This window comes from Pectobacterium aroidearum (genome assembly GCF_015689195.1).
Lineage (GTDB): Bacteria > Pseudomonadota > Gammaproteobacteria > Enterobacterales > Enterobacteriaceae > Pectobacterium > Pectobacterium aroidearum.
Window position 1 is genome coordinate 2292633 of sequence record NZ_CP065044.1, and the last position, 22344, is coordinate 2314976.

Consider the following 22344-nt stretch of genomic DNA (forward strand, 5'->3'; position numbering starts at 1 on the left):
TAACCACAAAAATGGCTATTGCAGATTTAGATAAACAACCCGATTCCGTGTCGTCCGTTTTAAAGGTTTTTGGTATTTTGCAGGCATTAGGTGAAGAGAGAGAAATTGGTATTACCGAGCTTTCTCAGCGAGTCATGATGTCTAAGAGTACCGTTTACCGCTTCTTGCAGACGATGAAATCCCTGGGCTATGTCGCGCAGGAAGGTGAATCAGAGAAATATTCGCTAACGCTCAAGTTGTTTGAACTTGGTGCAAAAGCATTGCAGAACGTAGATTTAATCCGCAGTGCGGATATACAGATGCGTGAGTTGTCTGCACTAACGCGGGAAACGATCCACCTTGGCGCGTTGGATGAAGACGGCATCGTTTATATCCACAAGATTGATTCGATGTATAACCTGCGCATGTATTCGCGCATTGGTCGTCGTAATCCGCTGCACAGTACCGCAATCGGTAAAGTGCTGTTGGCATGGCGCGATCGTGGCGAAGTGGCCGAAGTTCTGTCGACTGTCGAATTCACCCGTAGTACACCGCACACATTGTGTACTGCTGAAGATCTTCTCAACCAATTAGACGTTGTCCGCGGACAAGGTTACGGAGAAGATAACGAAGAGCAGGAAGAAGGACTGCGTTGTATCGCTGTGCCAGTATTCGATCGCTTTGGCGTTGTGATTGCTGGCCTCAGTATTTCTTTCCCAACGATTCGTTTTTCAGAAGAAAACAAACACGAATACGTGGCTATGCTGCATACTGCCGCCAGAAATATCTCTGAGCAAATGGGCTACCACGATTACCCTTTCTGATATTCACTATCGATTCCTGAGCCTGTCCTTGTCGACAGGCTTTTTTATGGAATGCCATCTCTGCCGCCACCCTGCGGGTCGTCGCAAACGACGTTGAAAAACGTTCCCCACGTTTTTTATTTTTGCACCAATACGATAGCGATGCGCATTGATACGATATGAGTAACGGATAGGGTTGGGTATCGAACTTGGCTATGCCACGGTGTTAAGATAGCCGACAGGTACCTGTCATAAGTGGTTATAAGTGGAGTCGTTGTGAACATATTAGAAGTGGTGTTTGTCTTGCTGGTGGTGCTGCTGGCCGCGCTGGTCTGGTTTTTTGTTAATCGAGCGAGCGTCAGAGCGAATGAGCAAGTGAAATTGCTGCAAGAGATCGTGGAACAGCAGCGCCAGCAGTTAGCGTTATTGAAAAAATTGCTGCCCCAAACTGCAGAGAAAAGTGAGCCCGAAACGCTGGCCGCCGAGTTGGAGCGTGATGACGTGGAGTTAACGTTTAAAAGTGTCATCCCTGAACGTTAATGGTTTATCACCTTGTCGCGTTTAAACCCCTATCCCTTTGCCTGCTTGCGTCATCCTTCATAGTGATGACGTGAGCGGGCATTGTTATAAAAATGAAGAAGGCTTTACAGGAAGCACAAAAACAACATGGCAAATGCGCAAAACAACATAGCAAATGATCAGCAGGAGTTGGTTTTAAAACGAGGGTTAAAAAACCGACATATCCAACTGATAGCGCTGGGTGGCGCTATTGGTACCGGATTGTTTTTAGGAATATCGCAGACAATCCAAATGGCAGGGCCGTCCGTTTTATTGGGCTACGCGATTGCGGGAATGATTGCGTTTCTGATTATGCGACAGTTGGGTGAGATGGTGGTGGAAGAGCCTGTAGCGGGTTCATTTAGCCATTTTGCCTATAAATACTGGGGCGATTTTGCGGGCTTTCTGGCTGGTTGGAACTACTGGGCGATGTTTATTCTGGTAGGGATGGCTGAACTGACGGCCGTGGGGATTTATATCCAATATTGGTGGCCTGAGACGCCAACCTGGCTGTCCGCCGCAATATTCTTCGTACTGATTAACCTGATCAATTTGGTGAATGTGCGGATGTTTGGTGAAACGGAATTCTGGTTCGCCATTATCAAAGTGCTGGCCATCGTCGGGATGATAGTCTTCGGTAGCTGGCTGTTGCTGAGTGGCAATGGCGGCGAAACGGCCACGGTGCGCAACTTATGGATTCATGGCGGATTCATGCCGAATGGCGCAAGTGGATTGATCATGGCGATGGCCGTGATTATGTTTTCATTCGGCGGACTGGAATTGGTAGGTATCACCGCTGCAGAAGCTGCCGATCCGAAACGTTCTATCCCTCAGGCGACTAATCAGGTGGTTTACCGCATCCTGATTTTCTATATCGGTGCGTTGTCTATCTTGTTATCGCTTTATCCGTGGGGGAATGTCGTCGATGGCGGTAGCCCGTTTGTTCTTATCTTCCATGCGCTGAACAGCAATATAGTGGCAAACGTACTTAACATCGTGGTACTGACAGCCGCGTTATCGGTTTACAACAGCGGCGTGTACTGCAATAGCCGGATGCTGTACGGTTTGGCAAAGCAGGGGAATGCGCCGAAGTCTCTCGCGAAGGTCAACGCGCGCGGTGTTCCCGTTCGCTCTATCGCGCTGTCAGCCTTAGCGACATCCTTCGGTGTGGCGATCAACTACCTGATGCCAGGCAAAGCCTTTGAGCTGCTGATGGCACTGGTGGTGTCGACGCTGGTGATTAACTGGATCATGATCTGCTTTGCGCACCTGCGTTTCCGTCAGGCGATGATTGAGAAGGGGATTGTTCCTGCGTTTAAAGCCTTCTGGTATCCGTGGGGCAATTACGTGTGTCTGGCGTTTCTGGCGGGGATTTTAGTGATTATGCTGCTGTCGCCGGGAATTCGCATTTCGGTCATTTTAATTCCGTTCTGGATTGCTGTTATTTGGCTTGGTTTCCGATTTTCCCGCAAAATAACGCGGCGTTGAAATCGACGCAAACACAGTAAACACTTCCGTGGCCTGTTCATCATGCGGTAACGATGCGCAGGCTACCCATCCGGCTTTAACACACCACTTATAAGGTGTATTATTGTCGCCGACGTTATCCATGTCACGCTAGTGCATGCCTTTAGTCGTGTGCATCATGTGTATATATTTCACAGAGTACAGAGGAATAGCATGGTTAACACTTTTGATTTTCAATTGATATACGATTTTTTGCATGTGAGCTTTCGTGTGGCTCACCACTGTAAATAAGGGAATTATAATGCCAGTTATCACCCTTCCTGATGGAAGTCAGCGTCATTACGACCATGCCGTTTCTCCCCTGGATGTTGCACTTGATATCGGTCCCGGTCTGGCAAAAGCCTGTATCGCCGGACGTGTCAATGGCGAGTTAGTTGACGCCAGCGATAAGATCGATACCGATGCGCAGTTAGCCATCATCACTGCCAAAGATGAAGCGGGTCTGGAAATTATTCGCCACTCCTGTGCTCATTTGTTGGGTCATGCGATCAAGCAATTGTGGCCAGATACCAAAATGGCGATTGGTCCGGTTATCGATAACGGTTTTTACTATGACGTAGATATCGACCGTACCCTGACTCAGGAAGATATTGAACTGCTCGAAAAGCGTATGCACGAGCTTGCTGACACTGACTATGACGTCATTAAGAAAAAAGTCAGCTGGCAGGAAGCGCGCGACGCATTCGCTGCACGCGGTGAGACCTACAAAATGGCGATTCTGGATGAGAACATCAGTCGCGATGATCGTCCGGGTCTGTATCACCATGAAGAATACATCGATATGTGCCGTGGTCCGCACGTACCGAATATGCGTTTCTGCCATCATTTCAAATTGCAGAAAACGTCAGGCGCTTACTGGCGCGGCGACAGCAAAAACAAAATGCTGCAACGCATCTACGGCACCGCCTGGGCAGATAAAAAGCAGTTGGCTTCTTACCTGCAACGTCTGGAAGAAGCGGCTAAGCGCGACCATCGCAAGATCGGCAAACAGCTGGACCTGTATCACATGCAGGAAGAAGCGCCGGGTATGGTGTTCTGGCACAACGACGGTTGGACGATCTTCCGGGAGCTGGAAGCGTTTGTGCGTATGAAGCTGAAGTCGTACCAGTATCAGGAAGTAAAAGGTCCATTCATGATGGATCGCGTGATGTGGGAAAAAACCGGTCACTGGGAAAACTACAAAGAAGCGATGTTCACGACCTCATCGGAGAACCGTGAATACTGCATTAAGCCGATGAACTGCCCGGGTCACGTACAGATTTTCAATCAGGGATTGAAATCATACCGCGATCTGCCGCTGCGTATGGCTGAGTTCGGTAGCTGTCACCGTAATGAACCATCAGGCTCTCTGCATGGCTTAATGCGCGTGCGTGGCTTTACCCAAGACGATGCGCACATCTTCTGTACGGAAGAGCAGGTTCGCGATGAAGTGAACAGCTGCATCAAGATGGTTTATGACATGTACAGCACCTTCGGTTTTGAAAAAATCGTGGTGAAACTGTCTACACGTCCTGAAAAACGTATCGGTAGCGATGAGATGTGGGATCGCGCTGAAGCCGATTTGGCCGCAGCGTTGACTGAAAATAACATCGAATTTGACTATCAGCCGGGTGAAGGGGCGTTCTACGGCCCAAAAATTGAATTTACCCTGCATGACTGTTTGGATCGTGCGTGGCAGTGTGGTACGGTGCAACTCGACTTTTCATTACCGGGTCGCCTGAATGCGTCTTACGTTGGCGAAAGCAACGAACGTCAGGTGCCAGTTATGATTCACCGGGCTATTTTGGGATCAATGGAGCGTTTCATCGGTATTCTGACCGAAGAATTCGCCGGTTTCTTCCCAACCTGGTTAGCTCCGGTTCAAGTAGTGATTATGAATATCACGGATACTCAGTCTGATTATGTCAACGAATTGACCCGAAAACTGCAAGAAGCGGGCATTCGAGTAAAAGCAGACTTGAGAAATGAGAAGATAGGCTTTAAAATCCGCGAGCACACTTTACGGCGGGTTCCCTATATGCTGGTTTGTGGCGACAAAGAAGTTGAGGCAGGAAAAGTTGCTGTCCGTACTCGTCGCGGTAAAGACCTGGGGAGTCTGGATGTCAGTGAAGTCATCAGTAAGCTGCAGCAAGAGATTCGCAGCCGTAGTCTTCATCAATTGGAGGAATAAGGTATTAAAGGCGGAAAACGAGTTCAACCGGCGCGTCCTAATCGCATCAACAGAGAAATTCGCGCACATGAGGTACGCCTGACAGGCGTCGAAGGCGAACAGCTTGGCATTGTCAGTCTGAATGAAGCATTAGAAAAAGCCGAGGAAGCAGGTGTTGATTTAGTTGAAATCAGTCCGAACGCCGAGCCGCCGGTTTGCCGAATCATGGATTACGGCAAGTTCCTCTATGAGAAGAGTAAGGCCACAAAGGAACAGAAGAAGAAGCAAAAAGTTATTCAGGTCAAGGAAATCAAATTCCGACCTGGTACCGATGATGGCGACTATCAGGTCAAACTACGCAACCTGATTCGCTTTCTGGAAGATGGTGACAAAGCCAAAATCACACTGCGTTTCCGCGGTCGTGAAATGGCGCACCAACAGATTGGTATCGAAGTGCTTAACCGCGTTCGTGACGATCTGAGTGAACTGGCTGTCGTCGAATCCTTCCCTACGAAGATCGAAGGCCGTCAGATGATCATGGTGCTAGCACCGAAGAAGAAACAGTAAGGCATTCAAGTAACAGGACCGCACTGCTTTTCTTGCGTTAAGCAATAAATTTGTGCGGTTTTGTTCGCCTTATCTGATTCGTTTTATTAACAATGCGAAGTGGAAATAAAAATGCCAAAGATTAAAACAGTACGTGGCGCCGCTAAACGCTTCAAAAAAACCGCCGGTGGTGGTTTCAAGCGTAAGCATGCTAACCTGCGTCATATTCTGACCAAAAAATCGACTAAGCGTAAACGTCACCTGCGTCCGAAAGGCATGGTCTCCAAAGGAGATCTGGGCCTGGTTGTCGCATGTCTGCCGTACGCATAAGTAACCTTTTTTTAATTCAGAATAAGACTTTAGGAGAGAGCATATGGCTCGCGTAAAACGTGGTGTAGTTGCCCGTGCACGTCACAAGAAAATACTGAAACAAGCGAAAGGTTACTACGGTGCCCGTTCGCGTGTTTATCGTGTTGCCTTCCAGGCAGTAATCAAAGCTGGTCAATACGCTTATCGCGACCGTCGTCAACGTAAACGTCAATTCCGTCAGCTGTGGATTGCACGTATCAATGCAGCAGCCCGTCAAAATGGCTTGTCTTACAGCAAATTCATCAACGGCCTGAAAAAAGCCTCTGTTGAAATTGACCGTAAGATTCTGGCTGATATCGCCGTATTCGACAAATTAGCGTTCAGCGCTCTGGTCGAAAAAGCGAAAGCAGCCCTGGCGTAAGTCAGTTGAGAGAGGGAGCTTTGGCTCCCTCTTTTCGTCAAGTGCCACAGGTCGTTTTATTATTTTCGACACTTTTTGTGATTCTCAAGACAAGGTAACGCAAGTATGAATGCTGCTATTTTTCGTTTCTTTTTTTACTTTAGCGCCTGAACTCAGGGGGCTTTGCGCGTAAGAAAAGAAACGAAAAGTAGCGCTTAAGCCTCCCTTAGGGAGGCTTTTTTGTTTACAACAATCGGTTTTTGCTATTGTTTTTAGTAATATTCATCGCTTTAGTAAAACGACATTCTTCAATCATGACCGTTGGCCACATAGGCAGAAAAAGAGGAACACAATGCCACATCTCGCAGAGCTGGTTGCTAAAGCCAGAACAGCTATAGAAGAGGCCCAGGATGTTGCCGCACTGGAAAATGTGCGTGTCGAATATCTGGGTAAAAAAGGTCACTTAACCCTTCAGATGACCTCGCTGCGCGAGTTGCCGGCTGAAGAACGCCCTGCTGCGGGTGCCGTCATTAATCAGGCTAAGCAAGACGTTCAAGACGCGCTGAATGCCCGTAAGCACACGCTGGAATCCGCGGAGTTAAATGCGCGTCTGGCGCAAGAAACCATCGATGTATCTCTGCCGGGCCGTACGATTGAGAACGGTGGTCTGCATCCGGTAACGCGTACTATCGATCGCATCGAAACCTTCTTCGGCGAACTGGGCTTCTCCGTTGTAACCGGGCCTGAAATCGAAGATGACTACCACAACTTTGATGCGCTGAATATTCCTGGGCATCACCCTGCGCGCGCTGACCACGACACGTTCTGGTTCGATGCGACACGCCTGCTGCGTACGCAGACGTCTGGCGTTCAGATTCGTACGATGGAAAAGCAACAGCCGCCTATTCGTATCATTGCGCCGGGTCGCGTTTATCGTAACGATTACGATCAGACCCACACGCCAATGTTCCATCAGATGGAAGGGTTGATCGTCGATAAAGACATCAGCTTCACCAACCTGAAAGGTACGCTGCATGATTTCCTGCGTAATTTCTTTGAGGAAGATTTGCAGGTCCGCTTCCGTCCGTCTTATTTCCCGTTTACCGAGCCGTCCGCTGAAGTGGATGTGATGGGTAAAAACGGCAAATGGCTGGAAGTTCTGGGTTGCGGCATGGTGCACCCGAATGTCCTGCGTAATGTCGGTATCGATCCAGATGTGTATTCCGGCTTCGCGTTCGGTATGGGTATGGAGCGCCTGACGATGCTGCGCTATGGCGTGACCGATCTGCGTGCATTCTTCGAAAACGATCTGCGTTTCCTCAAACAGTTTAAGTAAGGCGGGTATACATCATGAAATTCAGTGAACTCTGGTTACGCGAGTGGGTAAACCCGGCGGTTGACAGTGAAACGCTATCCGAACAAATCACGATGGCAGGGCTGGAAGTGGATGGCGTTGAGCCGGTTGCTGGCGCATTCCACGGTGTGGTTGTCGGTGAAGTGGTTGAATGTGGGCAACACCCGAATGCAGACAAACTGCGTGTAACGAAAGTCAATGTAGGTGGCGATCGCCTGCTGGACATCGTGTGCGGCGCGCCGAACTGTCGTCAGGGTCTGAAAGTAGCGGTGGCGACGGTAGGTGCCGTATTGCCGGGCGATTTCAAAATCAAAGCCGCCAAACTGCGTGGCGAGCCGTCTGAAGGCATGCTGTGCTCATTTTCCGAATTGGGGATTTCCGACGATCACGACGGCATTATCGAACTGCCAGCCGATGCGCCAATTGGCACGGATATTCGTGACTACCTGAAGCTGGATGATAACGCGATTGAAATCAGCGTGACGCCAAACCGTGCAGATTGCCTCGGCATCATCGGCGTAGCGCGTGATGTAGCCGTGTTGAACCAACTGGCGTTGAATGCACCGGCTATTGAACCCGTTGCTGCAACCATTCAGGATACTTTCCCGATTCAGGTCGATGCGCCGCAGGCATGCCCGCGTTACTTAGGCCGTGTGGTGAAAGGCATCAACGTTAAGGCGGCAACGCCGTTGTGGATGCGTGAAAAGCTGCGCCGCTGTGGTATTCGTTCTATCGATCCGGTGGTGGACGTGACGAACTACGTTCTGCTGGAGCTCGGCCAGCCGATGCACGCATTCGATCTCGACCGCCTCAATGGTGGCATCATCGTGCGTATGGCGAAAGAGGGCGAAACGCTGACGCTGCTGGATGGTAACGAAGCGAAGCTGAATGCAGATACGCTGGTTATCGCTGACCAGCAGAGCGCGCTGGCAATGGGCGGCATCTTTGGCGGCGAGCATTCTGGCGTCAATGAAGCCACGCAGAACGTTCTGCTGGAATGCGCCTATTTTAATCCGCTGTCAATTACCGGGCGCGCACGTCGCCACGGCTTGCACACCGATGCTTCCCACCGCTACGAGCGTGGCGTCGATCCGGCGTTACAACACAAGGCTATTGAGCGCGCGACTCGCCTGCTGATCGATATCTGTGGTGGCGAAGCGGGGCCGGTTGTTGATGTAACCAGCACGGCAGATCTGCCGACGCGCGCAACGATTACGCTGCGCCGTGAGAAGCTGGATCGTTTGGTTGGACATGTGATTGCCGATGAGCAGGTTAGCGATATTCTGCAACGTCTGGGCTGTAATGTGACGAAAACCGACGCAGGCTGGCAGGCGACGGCACCGAGCTGGCGCTTCGACATGGAAATTGAAGAGGATCTGGTTGAAGAAGTCGCGCGTATTTACGGCTACAACAACATTCCGAATATTCCTACTCAGGCTCCGTTGATCATGACCTCGCATCGCGAAGCGTCACTGTCATTGAAGCGTGTGAAGACATTATTAGTCGACCACGGCTACCAGGAAGCAATTACTTACAGTTTTGTTGACCCGAAAATTCAGGGATTAATCCACCCTGATGAAGCGTCATTAAGCCTGCCGAGCCCGATTTCTGCAGAAATGTCGGTGATGCGTCTGTCGCTGTGGAGCGGCCTGCTGAGTGCGGCGGTGTATAACCAAAACCGTCAGCAAAGCCGTCTGCGTTTGTTTGAGAGCGGCCTGCGTTTTGTACCGGACAGCAGTGCCGACCTGGGTATTCGTCAGGATCTGATGCTGGCGGGTGTGATTACCGGCACGCGCTATGAAGAGCATTGGGATCTGGCGCGTCAGGCTGTTGACTTCTATGATTTAAAAGGCGATTTGGAAGCTGTACTGGCATTGACGGGCAAATTGTCTGAAACCGAATTCAAGGCCGAAAACAATCCGGCATTGCATCCGGGACAAAGTGCTGCTATTTATCTGGGCGAAGAACGTATTGGATTTATTGGCGTTATTCACCCAGAACTGGAGCGCAAGTTGGATCTCAACGGGCGCACCGTGGTGTTCGAACTGTTGTGGGATAAGGTCGCAGACCGCGTATTGCCTGAGGCGAACGAGGTTTCCCGCTTCCCAGCGAACCGTCGTGATATTGCCGTTGTGGTCGCTGAAAATGTCCCTGCTGGAGATATTTTGGCCGAGTGTAAGAAAGTTGGCGCAAATCAGTTAGTTGGCGTAAACTTATTCGACGTGTACCGAGGGAAGGGCGTAGCGGAAGGTTATAAGAGTCTGGCTATCAGTCTGACCCTGCAAGATACCACGCGTACACTGGCAGAAGAGGAAATTGCTGCTACCGTTGCAGAATGTGTAGCAGCATTAAAACAGCGATTCCAAGCATCCTTGAGGGATTGAACCTATGGCGCTTACTAAAGCTGAAATGTCAGAATACCTGTTTGAGAAGCTCGGGCTGAGCAAACGGGATGCCAAAGAGCTAGTCGAGCTGTTTTTTGAAGAAGTTCGTCGCGCTTTGGAAAATGGCGAGCAGGTCAAGTTGTCAGGTTTTGGCAATTTTGATTTGCGAGACAAGAACCAACGTCCGGGACGTAACCCAAAAACTGGCGAAGATATTCCGATTACGGCGCGCCGTGTGGTCACGTTCCGTCCGGGGCAAAAGCTAAAAAGCAGGGTAGAGAACGCCTCTCCCAAAGAGTAATCGTGTCACCCAAAAAGGCCGCGCAAGCGGCCTTTTCCTATTTGATTCGTCTTCACTTCATCTATCTCAATGTCGCGTCGGTATCCACCGGTGCCGTTTGCTGCGAGGCTAAACGGGTTGCCCGCTCGGTTGACGCTTTTGGCGCGATCTCTTTCTTCGGCTTCGGATAATCCGGCACTGGTCGATGATCGTCGATCAAGTGACGTATTGCCAGAATCGGGTGACGTAACAGCATCCGCGGCCCTGACCAGCGCATAATCGCTTTTATTGCTTCACGTCTGGCAGGTTGATAGCAGTGGATAGGGCAATGCTTACACGCAGGTTTATCTTCACCGAAATGACAGCGCTCCAGACGCTTGATGGCATAGCTGAATAAGTCTTTATACTGCGCGTTATCGTCGGTTTCAGGGTGGTGCTTTTCATACAATTCAATCATCAATCCGACGGTACGGATCTCCCGCTGTCGGTATTTTCCCAGGGGTTTTCTCGCCATGTGCGTCATGTCCTGATGAAATCATAATAGGTGTATTTTAAATGCAATTTATTGCAAGAGAAACCTCTTAAGTCACATCGATGCATAAAAGGAGAGAGAAAAAGGCGAGGAGAACCCTCGCCGAAGGAGGTGAAGAATCAGGCCTGGCCGAACTGTGCCTGATGTAATCTGGCATAAATACCGCTTTGTTCCAGCAGCCCCTGATGGCTACCTTGCTCAATGATGCTGCCGTTATCCACCACCACAATACGTCCGGCATTCTGTATGGTTGCCAGCCTGTGAGCGATGACCAGCGTGGTACGTCCTGCCGAAAGTTCGCTGAGAGACTGTTGTATTGCCTGCTCCGTTGCCGTATCCAGCGCGGATGTTGCTTCGTCAAGAATCAGAATCGGTGGGTTTTTCAGGAAGATGCGTGCGATCGATAGACGTTGTTTCTGCCCGCCCGACAACTTAACGCCGCGCTCACCGACCACGGTATCCAGTCCATCGGGCAGATTCTCGATCAGTTCATCTAACCGTGCACGTCGTGCGGCTTCCATGATTTCGTCATCGCTGGCATCAAGTTTGCCGTAGGCGATATTTTCCCGAATAGTGCCGCCGAACAGGAATACATCCTGCTGTACGATGCCGATTTGGCTGCGCAGTGACGCCTGTGTCATCTGACGGATATCCATACCGTCAATAGTGATGGCTCCGCTGGTTAAATCGTAGAAGCGGGGAAGCAGAGAACAAAGCGTCGTTTTACCCGCGCCGGATGGGCCGACAAAGGCTACGGTTTCCCCGGCGCGAATCGACAGGTCGATATTGCTGAGAATCGGGCGATCGGCAGAATAGCCAAAGCTCACCTGATTAAACCGGATATCGCCTTTCAACTGCCCGGCATCACGTGCGTCGGGGGCATCGGCAATCTCGGGAACGGTATCGATCAGCTGGGTAAAGCGTTTGAAGCCCGCAATGCCTTTAGGGTAGCTCTCCAACACCGAGGTAATTTTTGCCACTGGGCGGAAGAAAACTTCAATCAGCAGCAGGAAGCCGATAAAACCGCCGTAGCTGAGTTCACCCTGAATGACATACCAAATACCTGCCAGCATGACGATAAGCTGTATCAGACGCGTGCTGAGGTAGCTGAGCGTTAGACTGGCGGTCATGATGCGATAGGCCTGCAATTTGGTTCGGCGGTAGTTTTCGTTATCGTTAGAGAACAGTTTTTTCTCATGTGCTTCATTAGCAAACGCTTTAACGACGCGGATACCGCCTACGCTCTCTTCAATCCGGGCGTTGAAATTGCCAACCTGACCGAAGAGTTGACGCCAGGTTTCCGTCATGCGGGCGCCATAGCGGCTGACGAGATACGTCATGAAAGGCACGATAATAATCGTCAGCAGCGCCAGGTTCAGGTGAACGGTCGCCATCAGGATGAACGCACCGATGAAGGTCATGATCGCGAGGAAGAGGTCTTCCGGACCGTGGTGGGCGATTTCTCCGACTTCTTCCAGATCTTTGGTGACGTGGGTGATGATATGCCCGGTCTTCATATTATCGTAGTAGCGGAACGGCAAATTTTGCAGGTGCTCAAAGGCCTGCCGCCGCATATCGGTTTCAATACCTACGCCCAGCGCATGTCCCCAATAGTTGACGATGGCCATCAGCGCGGTATTCAGCAGATAGATCGCCAGTAGCGCCACCGACGCTAGCAGGATTAGCGACCAGTCCTGAGCCGGTAACAGTTTGTCGATGAACGCTTTAATCGCCATCGGAAACCCTAATTCAAGCAGGCCAGCGATGATGGCGCAGCCGAAATCGAGAACGAATAACCCTTTGTAAGGGGAATAGTAAGAGAAGAAGCGTCTTAACATGTGTGACTGTTTTTAGGTAACCAAATGTGAGGGTGACTATAACAGCTTAGCGAGAGGAATGTGACCGCGTGCAGATTAAGGTTTTTATTGGCCGGGGAGTTCTGACTGAAAACAGAGGGGGACGACAGCGGATCAGTTCGTGGGCGTCCGTGTAGCATACCAGCAGAGCAGTGAACCTGCTGTAACCATGGCGACACCTTGCCAGAACGACATGGCGGGCGTGATGTTGAGCCAGAGTGCAGCAAGCAACGTGGAAAGCACGGGCGTAAAGTAAGATGCGGCTGCCAGTAGCGTCAGGTTGCCGTGCTGAATACCGATATTCCAAGCGGAATAGGCCAGAGCGGTCGACGCGCCCATAAAAATCAGTTGCAGCGAACTCGGCAATGTTAATGAAATCGTACCTTCGGTGCTGAAGGAATACTGAATCCATAGTACGAGGGAGGAAACGAAAAAGAACAACGATACGCCGCTTTTTCCCTGTCCGTAACGCTTAGTGATATTGCAATAGAGTGCCCAGGTCAGTGCCGCAGAAAATGCCAGACTGTAGGCTAGCGGGTTGGCAAGAATGTTGTTCCACAGGAGTTCTGGTGTCCAGTTGCTATCTCCTTTCATAATCCACACAATGCCGCCCAGCGCGAGTGCGAGGCCCGGCCAGAGCAGGAAACGGCTTTTTTGCTGATTGATAAAAAGAGAAAAGAAAATGGTCAGACTGGGCCATAAATAGTTAATCATCCCGATTTCTATCGCCTGCATGCGGCTATCCGCTAACCCAATCGAGAGTGATAGAAATATCTCGTAGCAGACAAACATCGCACCACCGGCGAACAAATAGACTTTGGGCAGTGTTTTAATACGAGGCAAACCATAAAAAGCGACTAAACATAGTGTGCTGGTGGAATAAATCATCGCGGCACCACCGATGGTGCCAAGCGCTTCTGTCAGGCTGCGGATAAGCCCAACGGATGTGCTCCATAGCATGATTGCCAGTAACCCCGTGAGCGTGGCACGTTGTGGCGTCATATTTATTCCTGTCATCCTTCAGACTGCCTTTGCACTGACTATTATTCTCGGCCTTTCTATGGGGCTCGCTCTTACGGGAAATGTTTCGCCTTGTTCCAAACGCTAGCGTTCTGTTCCGCCACTCGAATGATTGGGAGAACCGTGAAGCGTGTGCAGAAGAAATCAAGAGCAAACCGGGTGCCATTATCCGCGCCCGATTTGCTCACTGCGATGATTTATCGCCAGAAATCATCAAAAACGGTAATCGGCGGACGGCGCTTATGTTCGGTTTTGCGATACCAGTTTTCGATAATGGCCGCATCCTTAGCCTCAATCTGCTTGCCTTCCAGATAGTCGTCGATCTTTTCATAGGTGACACCCAGCGCGACTTCATCCGGGAGAGACGGGCGATCTTCTTCCAGATCGGCGGTGGGGGCTTTGGTATAAAGATGAGAAGGGCAGCCCAGTTCGCGCAGCAGCGCTTTGCCTTGACGCTTGTTCAGTCGGAAAATCGGGTTGATATCGGTACCGCCATCACCGTATTTGGTGAAAAAGCCCGTTACCGCTTCTGCGGCATGATCGGTGCCGACGACTAGCCCGGCGTTCATTCCCGCAATACTATACTGCGCTTTCATCCGTTCTCTGGCTTTCTCGTTGCCTTTGACAAAATCGGAAAGCTCCACGCCAATGGCGCGCAAGGTGGCTTCACTGGCTTCAATGGCGGGCTTGATGTTGACGGTTAACACGCGATCCGGTTGGATGAAGGCGATGGCATCCTGACAGTCGGCTTCATCCGCCTGTACGCCGTAAGGCAGTCGAACGGCGATGAACTGATAGCGAGCGTTCCCCGTTTCATTGCGTAATTCCGCGATAGCCGTCTGACACAGTTTGCCGGTCAGCGTAGAATCCTGACCGCCGCTGATTCCCAAAACTAACGACGTAACGAACGGGTGAGCATTCAGATAATTCTTTAAAAAATCAACGCTAACGCGGATTTCCTGTGCTGGTTCGATACTGTTTTTCACTCCCAACGCAGTGATAATGTCGTTTTGTAATGACATGCCATCCCCCTCCTGAACTTATTGATACTGCAAAAGAATTATTACGATTGCCTGAGTGTAAAACGAATTGGCGTGAAGAAAAAGAACAAGCTGTCAGGTAGTCATTTTCCCTATAGGTAACCGATTTTTGACTATCGGCCAATATGTTACATATCCACGTTATGATTTGAAAAAGTGGTTGCCGCCGACTAGCCTTAGTGTGACCCATTCATAATGAGGTGATGAGATGAAGAATAACAGATTACTGATGTGTATTGCGGCAGCAGGTGCTGTCATGTTGGCGGGATGTTCGGCTTATAACAAAGCAGAAAGCTATGTCAATGAGCCTGTGGTGAAAGATGTGAAGGTGGGAATGACGAAGCAGCAGGTTCATCAGATTGCGGGGACGGGCGGCACTGAGAAACGTTTGGTGAATGCCAAGGGCACCTGTAGTGATTATCTGCTGAAAAACCGCGATGGTACCGCGCAGAACTATTTCGTGAGCTATAACGACACGGGGCATGTTCTCAATAAAGGCTTCCAGAGCTGCCAGGCTTACGATACTAACCCACAGCGCTAGTTAACCTGATAGCACGATATCGTTATTAGAAAAGTGTTATAAAAAACGCCGACAGCTCCAGCCGTCGGCGTTTTCTTTTGTGCAGCAAGCGTGGCTTAACGGTGTGTCAGTTCCGCGTCATCCTGCGCGTTGAAAACCGTTTTATCTGTTTGTTTCATCAGTTGGCTGGTGACGGTACCGGCCGTCATCGAACCGCTGACGTTAAGCGCAGTACGGCCCATATCGATAAGTGGCTCAATGGAGATCAGCAGCGCAACGAGGGTCACTGGCAGCCCCATAGCAGGCAGGACGATGAGTGCGGCAAAGGTTGCGCCGCCACCGACACCGGCTACGCCGGCAGAACTGATCGTGACGATACCGACCAGCGTCGCGATCCAGACAGGATCCAGCGGGTTAATGCCGACCGTTGGGGCGACCATGACGGCCAGCATTGCTGGATAAAGCCCTGCACAACCATTCTGACCGATGGTCGTACCGAAAGAGGCTGCGAAGCTGGCGATAGATTGCGGTACGCCAATACGGCGCGTTTGCGCCTCAATGCTGAGTGGGATCGTCGCTGCACTGGAGCGGCTGGTAAACGCGAACGTCAGCACTGGCCAGACTTTACGATAAAAACGCGCCGGATTGATACCGGTGAAAGACAGAATCAGCGCATGGACGCCGAACATAATCGCCAGCCCCAGATAGGACGCGACAACGAAGCTACCCAGCTTGAGGATGTCTTGCAGGTTAGAACTAGCGACCATTTTGGTCATTAACGCCATGACGCCGTATGGAGTCAATTTCATCACCAGGCGGACGAGCTTCATCACCCAGGATTGCAGCGTATCAATGGCGGTTAACACACGTTCGCCTTTCACCGCGTCATCTTTCAGTAGTTGCAGGGCAGCCACACCAAGGAACGCCGCGAAGACGACGATACTGATAATGGACGTCGGGTTAGCGCCGGTTAGCTCAGCAAACGGGTTTTTAGGAATGAATGACAGGATAAGCTGAGGAACGTTAAGGTCAGCAACTTTACCGGCATAGTTGTTTTCAATCGCCGTTAATCGCGCGGTTTCCTGTGCGCCTTGCACCAACCCGGTAGCCGTCAGGCCAAACAAGTTAGTCACAAAGACGCCGACCAACGCAGAAATCAGCGTGGTGATCAACAGGGTGGAAAGCGTTAATAGGCTGATTTTCCCTAATGACGACGCATTATGCAGCTTGGCAACAGAATTCAGGATGGAGATAAATACCAGCGGCATGACGATCATCTGTAACAGCTGCACATAGCCATTACCGACGATGTTAAACCATGAGATGGACTGTTTAATGACCGGGTTGTCGCCGCCATAAATCAGATGCAGCGCCAGACCAAATAATACCCCGACAACCAAACCCAGCAACACTTTCTTTGCCAGACTCCAGGAGGGGTTACGGCTGGCGTAACCTAGTCCGAGTAGTAATACGACAAATAGCAGAATATTTATGAGTAGCGGAAAATTCATCCGGCTTTGCTCCCTATCAGTGAATCGCACCACATTGGCCACGCCCTGCGTCACAACGCAGAACGGTAGAGGCAGTGTGATCTTTTGCGATAAAAAATAACAAACGCGCACAGGATAACAGGTCTTTTGCCATCATGTTACAGACATATGTCTGACGGTAGGTCACGCGGCTATTTCACATATTGAAAGAGGTACGTTTGGGCTGACTGCAAAAAGCGAAATGACTGCTCGTAGGTACAGCAATTCAAATTCTTCTGCGGTTGATACAGTGAAAAACCGATACAGGCAATGCACAGGAATCGCTCCAGTTGATTACCTTTTTGGCTGTTTAAGAGCGGTAAGCGGAAACGCCAGCGGCAGGGCCAAAGCAGGGGAACACCGGAGGGGGTCAGCATGTCAGCAAGGATGTGGCTCAAATAGCCGACGATCATGGCATGGTAAGCATCAGTCGGAATCGGCCAATCTGGCGGCAGACGCGTTTGAATAAAGAAGATACCGGCGGCGATAGCAAGGAGGCTGTGCGTAAACCCTCGATGACCAAAGAGACGGGCAATCGGCGCGGAAAGCCACTTAAGGCGCTGCCCGAGGACAGATTTGGGGTGATCGATATCGGGCAGCAGCGCGGTAAGGAGTGCACCGGGAATAATGTGCCACCAGTCTCCGGCAGCCAGCGCGGGCGATAATTCAACTTTTTTAGCCAGAATCGCGCAGGCAACAGAAAACAGCAGGTGTCCTTCCGCAGTCATGAAACGTCTCAAATAAAACTGTTATTTTATACAGTATAAGAGATTATCCCTGCCTGCGGAAGCGGTGACGGCGTAACGATTTATTTCGGCTATGGTGTGCTTGCCGCCTTTTATGGCGCGGCTTTCGGCTGTTCTGTGCTTACCGGTAAAACACGCAGCCAGTTGTCCAGTAGCTGAGGCCAGGCAGCGGCAGGCAGCCCTTTGGTACCGCGCAGGCCGAAACCGTGTTTACCTTTCTCAAAGAGATGCATTTCAACCGGAATTTGTTTTGCCCGCAGTGCGCTGAACATCACCAGACTGTTATCAACCGATACCGAAGGGTCATCAACCGCATGCACCAGAAACGTAGGGGGTGTTTGCGCGGTAACCTGTTTCTCTGGAGAGTAACGCAGCACCTGCGCTTCTGTCGGCTGTTCGCCGATCAACTGTTTGCGCGAGCCTGCATGCGCAATATCCGCCTGCATCGAAATCACGGGGTACATCAGCACCATGAAATCAGGACGTGCACTTACGCTATCAATGGCATCTGTCGCGGGGTAAACGGACTGCGCAAATCGGGTTCCGAGGCTGGCAGCAACATGACCACCGGCGGAAAACCCCATAATACCGATGCGCTGTGGGTTAATGTGCCATTTATCAGCGTTGGCTCTCAGGGTTCTGATAGCACGCTGTGCATCGGCCAATGGAGCATCAGCGCCTTCTTTATGGCCTTCACCGGGCATACGGTAGGTCATCACAAAAAGTGTGTATCCCTGCTGATTAAAGAAAGGGGCCAGATCGCTGCCTTCCTTATCCAACACCACGCGCTGGTAAGATCCGCCTGGTGTAATGAGCAATGCCATGCCATTGGGCTTCTCTGCTGGATAAACGGTAATTTCGGGGCTGCGAATACCGGTTGCTGCCCGATCGGGAAGAGAGGGATCTTTGCTTCGTTCGACCAGTTGCGGCTGTGCCGTTGAAGAAGAGGCTCCCGGCGCTTCGCCGTGTGGCCAGACAGGAAAAACAGGTTGGGCGTAACTGAATCCATTTACAGACATCATAATGGCCCCGACAAGCAGAGAACGAACAATCATGATAGATCACCTGACAAAGGGAAGGAGGGGGGAAATCGTTGGGCGATGGTAAAAAAATAGGGTAGCCATCACATCGGAGAAAAAATGACCACCCTGAACCGTAAATTTTAATAAAGAAATAACATTCATACACGAAGAGGGTAAATCAGACACAGTAATTCCAACAGCTAAAACGCATGTAACTAAAACATATTTAACTAGAGCGTATGTCACAAAGAAACGTAACTAACCTGCTTAACCTACGACGAACATCATAATAAAGGGATGTTAATGATAAAATAAAACCAGTAAACCCATTAACAATAACATCCCTTTTTCTTACTAATAATGCTTATTTAGATAATAAGGCCGTTATTAGAAGCTATATTGTACACCAACACGGAAACGGGTTTGACGATGATCTGTTTTTCCATCTTGAGCAACGTTACCAACAGCAGTGTATGGTTTCCAATTTTTATCCCACTTATAAGAAAGTTTTACGTCGTGATCGAAGTTATCATTGTCGTTATCGTAAAGAGTTTTCCCAGCTTTAGTTGCTTTTTTATAATCTAACTCATAATCAACTTGAAAATCTTTCAGGAATTTATAACTTAAAACAGTCGTTAAGTTATAGCCTTTCTCGACAGAAGGATCTCCATTTTTTCCGTTAATTTTTAGCCCACTCTCTCTGAGGTAATATGGACGATAGCGGAAAGAAACAGAAAAATCATCAGTAACAGCCGCACGGCCACGTAGATAAGGGCGGTAGTTGTTAGAAGTAGAACTTGAATCTAAAGAGAAACCTGGTTCAACTTGGAAAGTTTTATTAATTTTGTACACATAGCTAGCAACTACTTCGGTGCCGTTGCTGACGGTTTCATTAAATGGCTTATCAGGCGTCGTTTCGTTACTTGCTTGACGCCATTTTGCTTCGGCTGAAAGACCAAAACCATTATCAAAACGATGAGATATTGATAGACGGTCCCGGTGATCTCTAGTTGGAGTGTCTTTCATTTCATGACGATAATCGATCGTTACAGCCATTGCGTTCACACTAATTAATGACGTAACTGCCAGAGCTAGTAATTTAACTTTCATTGTTATATTCCCTATTGGTTAGGATATCTCTAATAAAAAACACGCATTATGCTTTTTGGGACAAGTTCTATTTTATTTATTATTAAACTACGTTCTGTGATCGAGATCGTCTTGAGTAACAAAAAGTAAAATGGGGTTTCAAATTGTGAGGGAGATCGAATTGAATATCGCGGTTGTTTTAATTTAAATGAAAAATCCCTGCCGTCAGTGCGGCAGGGATGAATTACAGAGTAAATCGAGTACTACATTATTTCATTGCGCGTTTCAGAATACGCTCAGATTGACGCTGGAAGTATTTCGCTGCGTCTTCCACAGATTTCTGACCGTAATCGATAGACTGGATGGTATCACCAAACAGAGAAACGATTTGTGGATCGTCGAAATAAGGAGAAACGGCAACGTCATGTGGCAGAGACAGCGCCAGTTTCAACCCGGCAACCGCTGGTGCATCGTCTTTGATGACGCCATCAGCAGTCAGCTGAGCAACAGCCGCTTTACTCAACGGAACACCACGTTCCAGACCCAGAGCCTGAGCACCTTCTTTACTGTTCAGCAGGAAATTGATCAGCTGAGCAGACTCTTTAGGATACTTAGTCGATTTACCGATAGACAGCATCTGTGCAGGTTTGAAGAACAAGCCGGCATCTTTCGCGCCTGGCAACATTGGGTAGTTACCCAATTCCAGTTTTGCTGGTGGTTGCAGGTTGTCAGAGTACTTGGTAATGGTGGAGTTCCACATGTAAGTACCAGACCACTCGCCGTTGATCCATGGCTTCATTTCATACATGTTGCTCTTGCCGAAAGAGGCATAGTACTTAGCATCAGGCATGACATGGCTGTCGATCAGTTTTTTATACATGCCAAAGAATTCAGCCCATTGCGCATCGGTATAGGCGAATTTCTGACCTTTTACATCAATCGCTGGAATGTTGTACTTCTGAACCATATAAGAGTTCAGCAGTGCCAGAGAATCCTGGTGTTCCAATACGATAGGGTAGTATTGGTCGCCCAGTTTCTCTTTGAACACTTTACCGGCGTTCAGCAGTTCGTCCCACGTTTTCGGATATTCCAGACCGGCTTTTTTCCAGCTTTCGGTATTGAAATAGAACACGCGAGCAGTAACGGAAATCGGAATACCGTTCAGTTTGCCGTTGACCGTGGTGTTTTGCAGTTCTTTGGATTCGAACTGGGTCAGATCCAGAGAATCTTTAACCTTGTTCAGATCGTAAAAACCATCGCCGTTTTTAGAGAAAATCGGCAGCCAGTTCCAGTTGGTCTGCATCACATCTGGCTCGGTATTACCGGCAATCTGCGTTGTCAGACGAGACAGGTGACCATCCCAGCCCGTGTATTCCGCTTTAACGGTGATGTTTGGATGCTGCTTATGGAACTCTTCAATGGCTTTGAGCGTCTGCTGGTGACGGCTGTTGCCGCCCCACCAGGACATTCTCAATTCCACATTATCAGCGGCTAAAGACGGCATTGCCACTAACGCCAGAGATGAAGCTATTAACGTGTGTAGGATCGCTTTTTTCATCGGTTACTACTCCTGTTAAAGAGAGATATTTTTTTCTGTTTTTGCATCAAAAATATGGCATTTTTCCATGTCGAACTGGAAATATACCGGACGATGCAGTCCCTTCTCGATAATCAGCCGACCTTCGTCATAAGGAATGCGGCTGGTTAATTCAAAGCCATCGACTTTAATGTACATAAAGAATTCGTGACCCATGTTTTCTACGCGAACCAGCTCACCCTGTGAGTGGCTGCCTTCAAATGGCGTATCTGACACGGAAACATAGTCTGGACGAACACCGAAGAATACGTCTTGTCCGATATAGCTGCGGACTTTGTCTTGCTTCGCACTGCTTAATACCAGCGCGTTATTACCCACAACAACGCCAACCTGACCGTCTTTCTCGACCAGTTTGCACGGCTTAATGTTCATTTCTGGTGAGCCAATGAAGCCAGCAACGAACATGTTGACAGGGAAGTGGTACAGGTTATCTGGTGTGTCGACCTGCATGATGTGACCGAGTTTCATCACGCAGATACGGTCACCCATGGTCATGGCTTCAGTCTGATCGTGGGTAACATATACGCTTGTCGCCGCTTTACCGCTTTTCTTCAACTGCTTGTGCAGGTCGGAAATACGGATACGCATGGAAGCACGCAGTTTGGCATCCAGGTTTGACAACGGTTCGTCAAACAGGAATACATCGGGTTTTTTAACGATGGCGCGGCCTACGGCTACACGTTGTGCCTGACCACCAGACAGCTGGCGCGGCAGACGATCCATCAGTTCTTCCAGCTCCAGAATTTTGGCGGCTTCAGCTACCTGCGCTTCGATTTGCTCTTTAGGCAGTTTGCTCAGCTTCAGACCAAACGCCAGGTTCTCTTTTACCGTCATGTGAGGGTAGAGGGCATAGTTCTGGAACACCATTGCAATCCCACGCTCTTTTGGCGCCAGATTGTTAACAACGCGCTCACCGATGCGAACTTCACCGCCGCTAATGGTTTCCAGGCCTGCCAGCATGCGCAGCGTGGTGGATTTCGCACAGCCAGACGGGCCGACGATAACCATGAATTCGCCGTCTTTAATCGTCAGGTCGATGCCGTGAACAGCTTTGAAACCGTTGGAGTATACTTTTTCCAGTTTATTGAAAATAACTTCAGCCAT

At 49.7% G+C, this 22344-nt stretch carries 21 protein-coding genes, 1 pseudogene and 1 other annotated feature; of the genes and pseudogenes, 12 read left to right on the forward strand and 10 right to left on the reverse strand.

Annotated features, from left to right (window positions below; genetic code table 11):
- Positions 1 to 11 precede the first annotated feature (11 nt).
- From kdgR to ihfA, 11 genes are all read left to right on the forward strand, one after another.
- A complete protein-coding gene (gene kdgR / locus I2D83_RS10260; RefSeq protein WP_015840128.1) occupies positions 12 to 803 on the forward strand; it encodes a DNA-binding transcriptional regulator KdgR in 792 nt (263 codons plus the stop codon).
- 255 nt (positions 804 to 1058) lie between these two features.
- Positions 1059 to 1322, forward strand: a complete 264-nt coding sequence (locus I2D83_RS10265) for a YebO family protein (protein WP_205948047.1) — start codon at positions 1059 to 1061, stop codon at positions 1320 to 1322.
- A 126-nt stretch (positions 1323 to 1448) separates the two neighbouring features.
- Entirely contained in the window at positions 1449 to 2828 is a 1380-nt protein-coding gene (locus tag I2D83_RS10270; protein ID WP_241007297.1) for an amino acid permease, read from the forward strand.
- Positions 2829 to 3108: 280 nt separating this feature from the next.
- A complete protein-coding gene (thrS, locus tag I2D83_RS10275) occupies positions 3109 to 5037 on the forward strand; it encodes a threonine--tRNA ligase (RefSeq protein WP_015840131.1) in 1929 nt (642 codons plus the stop codon).
- Between the two features lie 3 nt (positions 5038 to 5040).
- On the forward strand, positions 5041 to 5583 hold the full coding sequence (gene infC / locus I2D83_RS10280) for a translation initiation factor IF-3 (RefSeq protein WP_015840132.1): 543 nt from the start codon (positions 5041 to 5043) through the stop codon (positions 5581 to 5583).
- 111 nt (positions 5584 to 5694) lie between these two features.
- Positions 5695 to 5892, forward strand: coding sequence for a 50S ribosomal protein L35 (gene rpmI / locus I2D83_RS10285; protein WP_004263702.1), 198 nt, complete (start codon positions 5695 to 5697; stop codon positions 5890 to 5892).
- A 43-nt stretch (positions 5893 to 5935) separates the two neighbouring features.
- Entirely contained in the window at positions 5936 to 6292 is a 357-nt protein-coding gene (gene rplT, locus I2D83_RS10290) for a 50S ribosomal protein L20 (RefSeq protein ID WP_005968887.1), read from the forward strand.
- Positions 6293 to 6392: 100 nt separating this feature from the next.
- Positions 6393 to 6516: a sequence feature (Phe leader region), on the forward strand.
- Positions 6398 to 6442 carry a pheST operon leader peptide PheM gene (gene pheM / locus I2D83_RS10295; RefSeq protein ID WP_106120997.1) on the forward strand — a complete coding sequence of 15 codons (45 nt, stop codon included), beginning with the start codon at positions 6398 to 6400 and terminating at the stop codon, positions 6440 to 6442. (Overlaps the previous feature by 45 nt.)
- 107 nt (positions 6517 to 6623) lie before the next feature.
- Positions 6624 to 7607: a phenylalanine--tRNA ligase subunit alpha gene (pheS, locus tag I2D83_RS10300; protein WP_205948048.1), complete on the forward strand. Its 984-nt coding sequence runs from the start codon at positions 6624 to 6626 to the stop codon at positions 7605 to 7607.
- A 14-nt stretch (positions 7608 to 7621) separates the two neighbouring features.
- Positions 7622 to 10009, forward strand: a complete 2388-nt coding sequence (gene pheT, locus I2D83_RS10305; protein ID WP_205948049.1) for a phenylalanine--tRNA ligase subunit beta — start codon at positions 7622 to 7624, stop codon at positions 10007 to 10009.
- A 4-nt stretch (positions 10010 to 10013) separates the two neighbouring features.
- Positions 10014 to 10310, forward strand: a complete 297-nt coding sequence (gene ihfA / locus I2D83_RS10310; protein WP_009112984.1) for an integration host factor subunit alpha — start codon at positions 10014 to 10016, stop codon at positions 10308 to 10310.
- Between the two features lie 61 nt (positions 10311 to 10371).
- On the opposite strand, the gene I2D83_RS10315 is transcribed toward ihfA, so the two are convergent.
- The 4 genes from I2D83_RS10315 to nadE form a co-directional block, all read right to left on the reverse strand.
- Positions 10372 to 10803, reverse strand: coding sequence for a nitrous oxide-stimulated promoter family protein (locus I2D83_RS10315; RefSeq protein WP_205948050.1), 432 nt, complete (start codon positions 10801 to 10803; stop codon positions 10372 to 10374).
- Positions 10804 to 10940: 137 nt separating this feature from the next.
- Positions 10941 to 12659: an ABC transporter ATP-binding protein gene (locus I2D83_RS10320; protein ID WP_180776885.1), complete on the reverse strand. Its 1719-nt coding sequence runs from the start codon at positions 12657 to 12659 to the stop codon at positions 10941 to 10943.
- 132 nt (positions 12660 to 12791) lie between these two features.
- Positions 12792 to 13679 carry an aromatic amino acid DMT transporter YddG gene (yddG, locus tag I2D83_RS10325; protein ID WP_205948051.1) on the reverse strand — a complete coding sequence of 296 codons (888 nt, stop codon included), beginning with the start codon at positions 13677 to 13679 and terminating at the stop codon, positions 12792 to 12794.
- A gap of 215 nt (positions 13680 to 13894) precedes the next feature.
- Positions 13895 to 14719, reverse strand: a complete 825-nt coding sequence (gene nadE / locus I2D83_RS10330) for an ammonia-dependent NAD(+) synthetase (RefSeq protein ID WP_205948052.1) — start codon at positions 14717 to 14719, stop codon at positions 13895 to 13897.
- 226 nt (positions 14720 to 14945) lie between these two features.
- Between nadE and osmE the strand changes: the two genes are divergently transcribed.
- Positions 14946 to 15278, forward strand: a complete 333-nt coding sequence (gene osmE, locus I2D83_RS10335; protein ID WP_015840139.1) for an osmotically-inducible lipoprotein OsmE — start codon at positions 14946 to 14948, stop codon at positions 15276 to 15278.
- A gap of 95 nt (positions 15279 to 15373) precedes the next feature.
- Here osmE and I2D83_RS10340 read toward each other — a convergent pair whose 3' ends face one another.
- The 6 genes and pseudogenes from I2D83_RS10340 to I2D83_RS10365 form a co-directional block, all read right to left on the reverse strand.
- The gene (locus I2D83_RS10340; protein ID WP_015840140.1) at positions 15374 to 16768 is read right to left on the reverse strand and encodes an L-cystine transporter; all 1395 of its coding nucleotides are present in this window, start codon (positions 16766 to 16768) and stop codon (positions 15374 to 15376) included.
- 239 nt (positions 16769 to 17007) lie between these two features.
- Positions 17008 to 17514 (reverse strand): annotated as a pseudogene (locus I2D83_RS10345) (metal-dependent hydrolase); the annotation flags it as partial.
- Between the two features lie 110 nt (positions 17515 to 17624).
- Positions 17625 to 18587: a pectin acetylesterase PaeX gene (paeX, locus tag I2D83_RS10350; protein ID WP_205948053.1), complete on the reverse strand. Its 963-nt coding sequence runs from the start codon at positions 18585 to 18587 to the stop codon at positions 17625 to 17627.
- A gap of 354 nt (positions 18588 to 18941) precedes the next feature.
- Positions 18942 to 19664: an oligogalacturonate-specific porin KdgM family protein gene (locus I2D83_RS10355; RefSeq protein ID WP_194430141.1), complete on the reverse strand. Its 723-nt coding sequence runs from the start codon at positions 19662 to 19664 to the stop codon at positions 18942 to 18944.
- Between the two features lie 247 nt (positions 19665 to 19911).
- Complete coding sequence (locus I2D83_RS10360; protein WP_205948054.1) at positions 19912 to 21201, reverse strand: ABC transporter substrate-binding protein; 1290 nt, start codon at positions 21199 to 21201, stop codon at positions 19912 to 19914.
- A gap of 15 nt (positions 21202 to 21216) precedes the next feature.
- A complete protein-coding gene (locus I2D83_RS10365; protein WP_180776877.1) occupies positions 21217 to 22344 on the reverse strand; it encodes an ABC transporter ATP-binding protein in 1128 nt (375 codons plus the stop codon).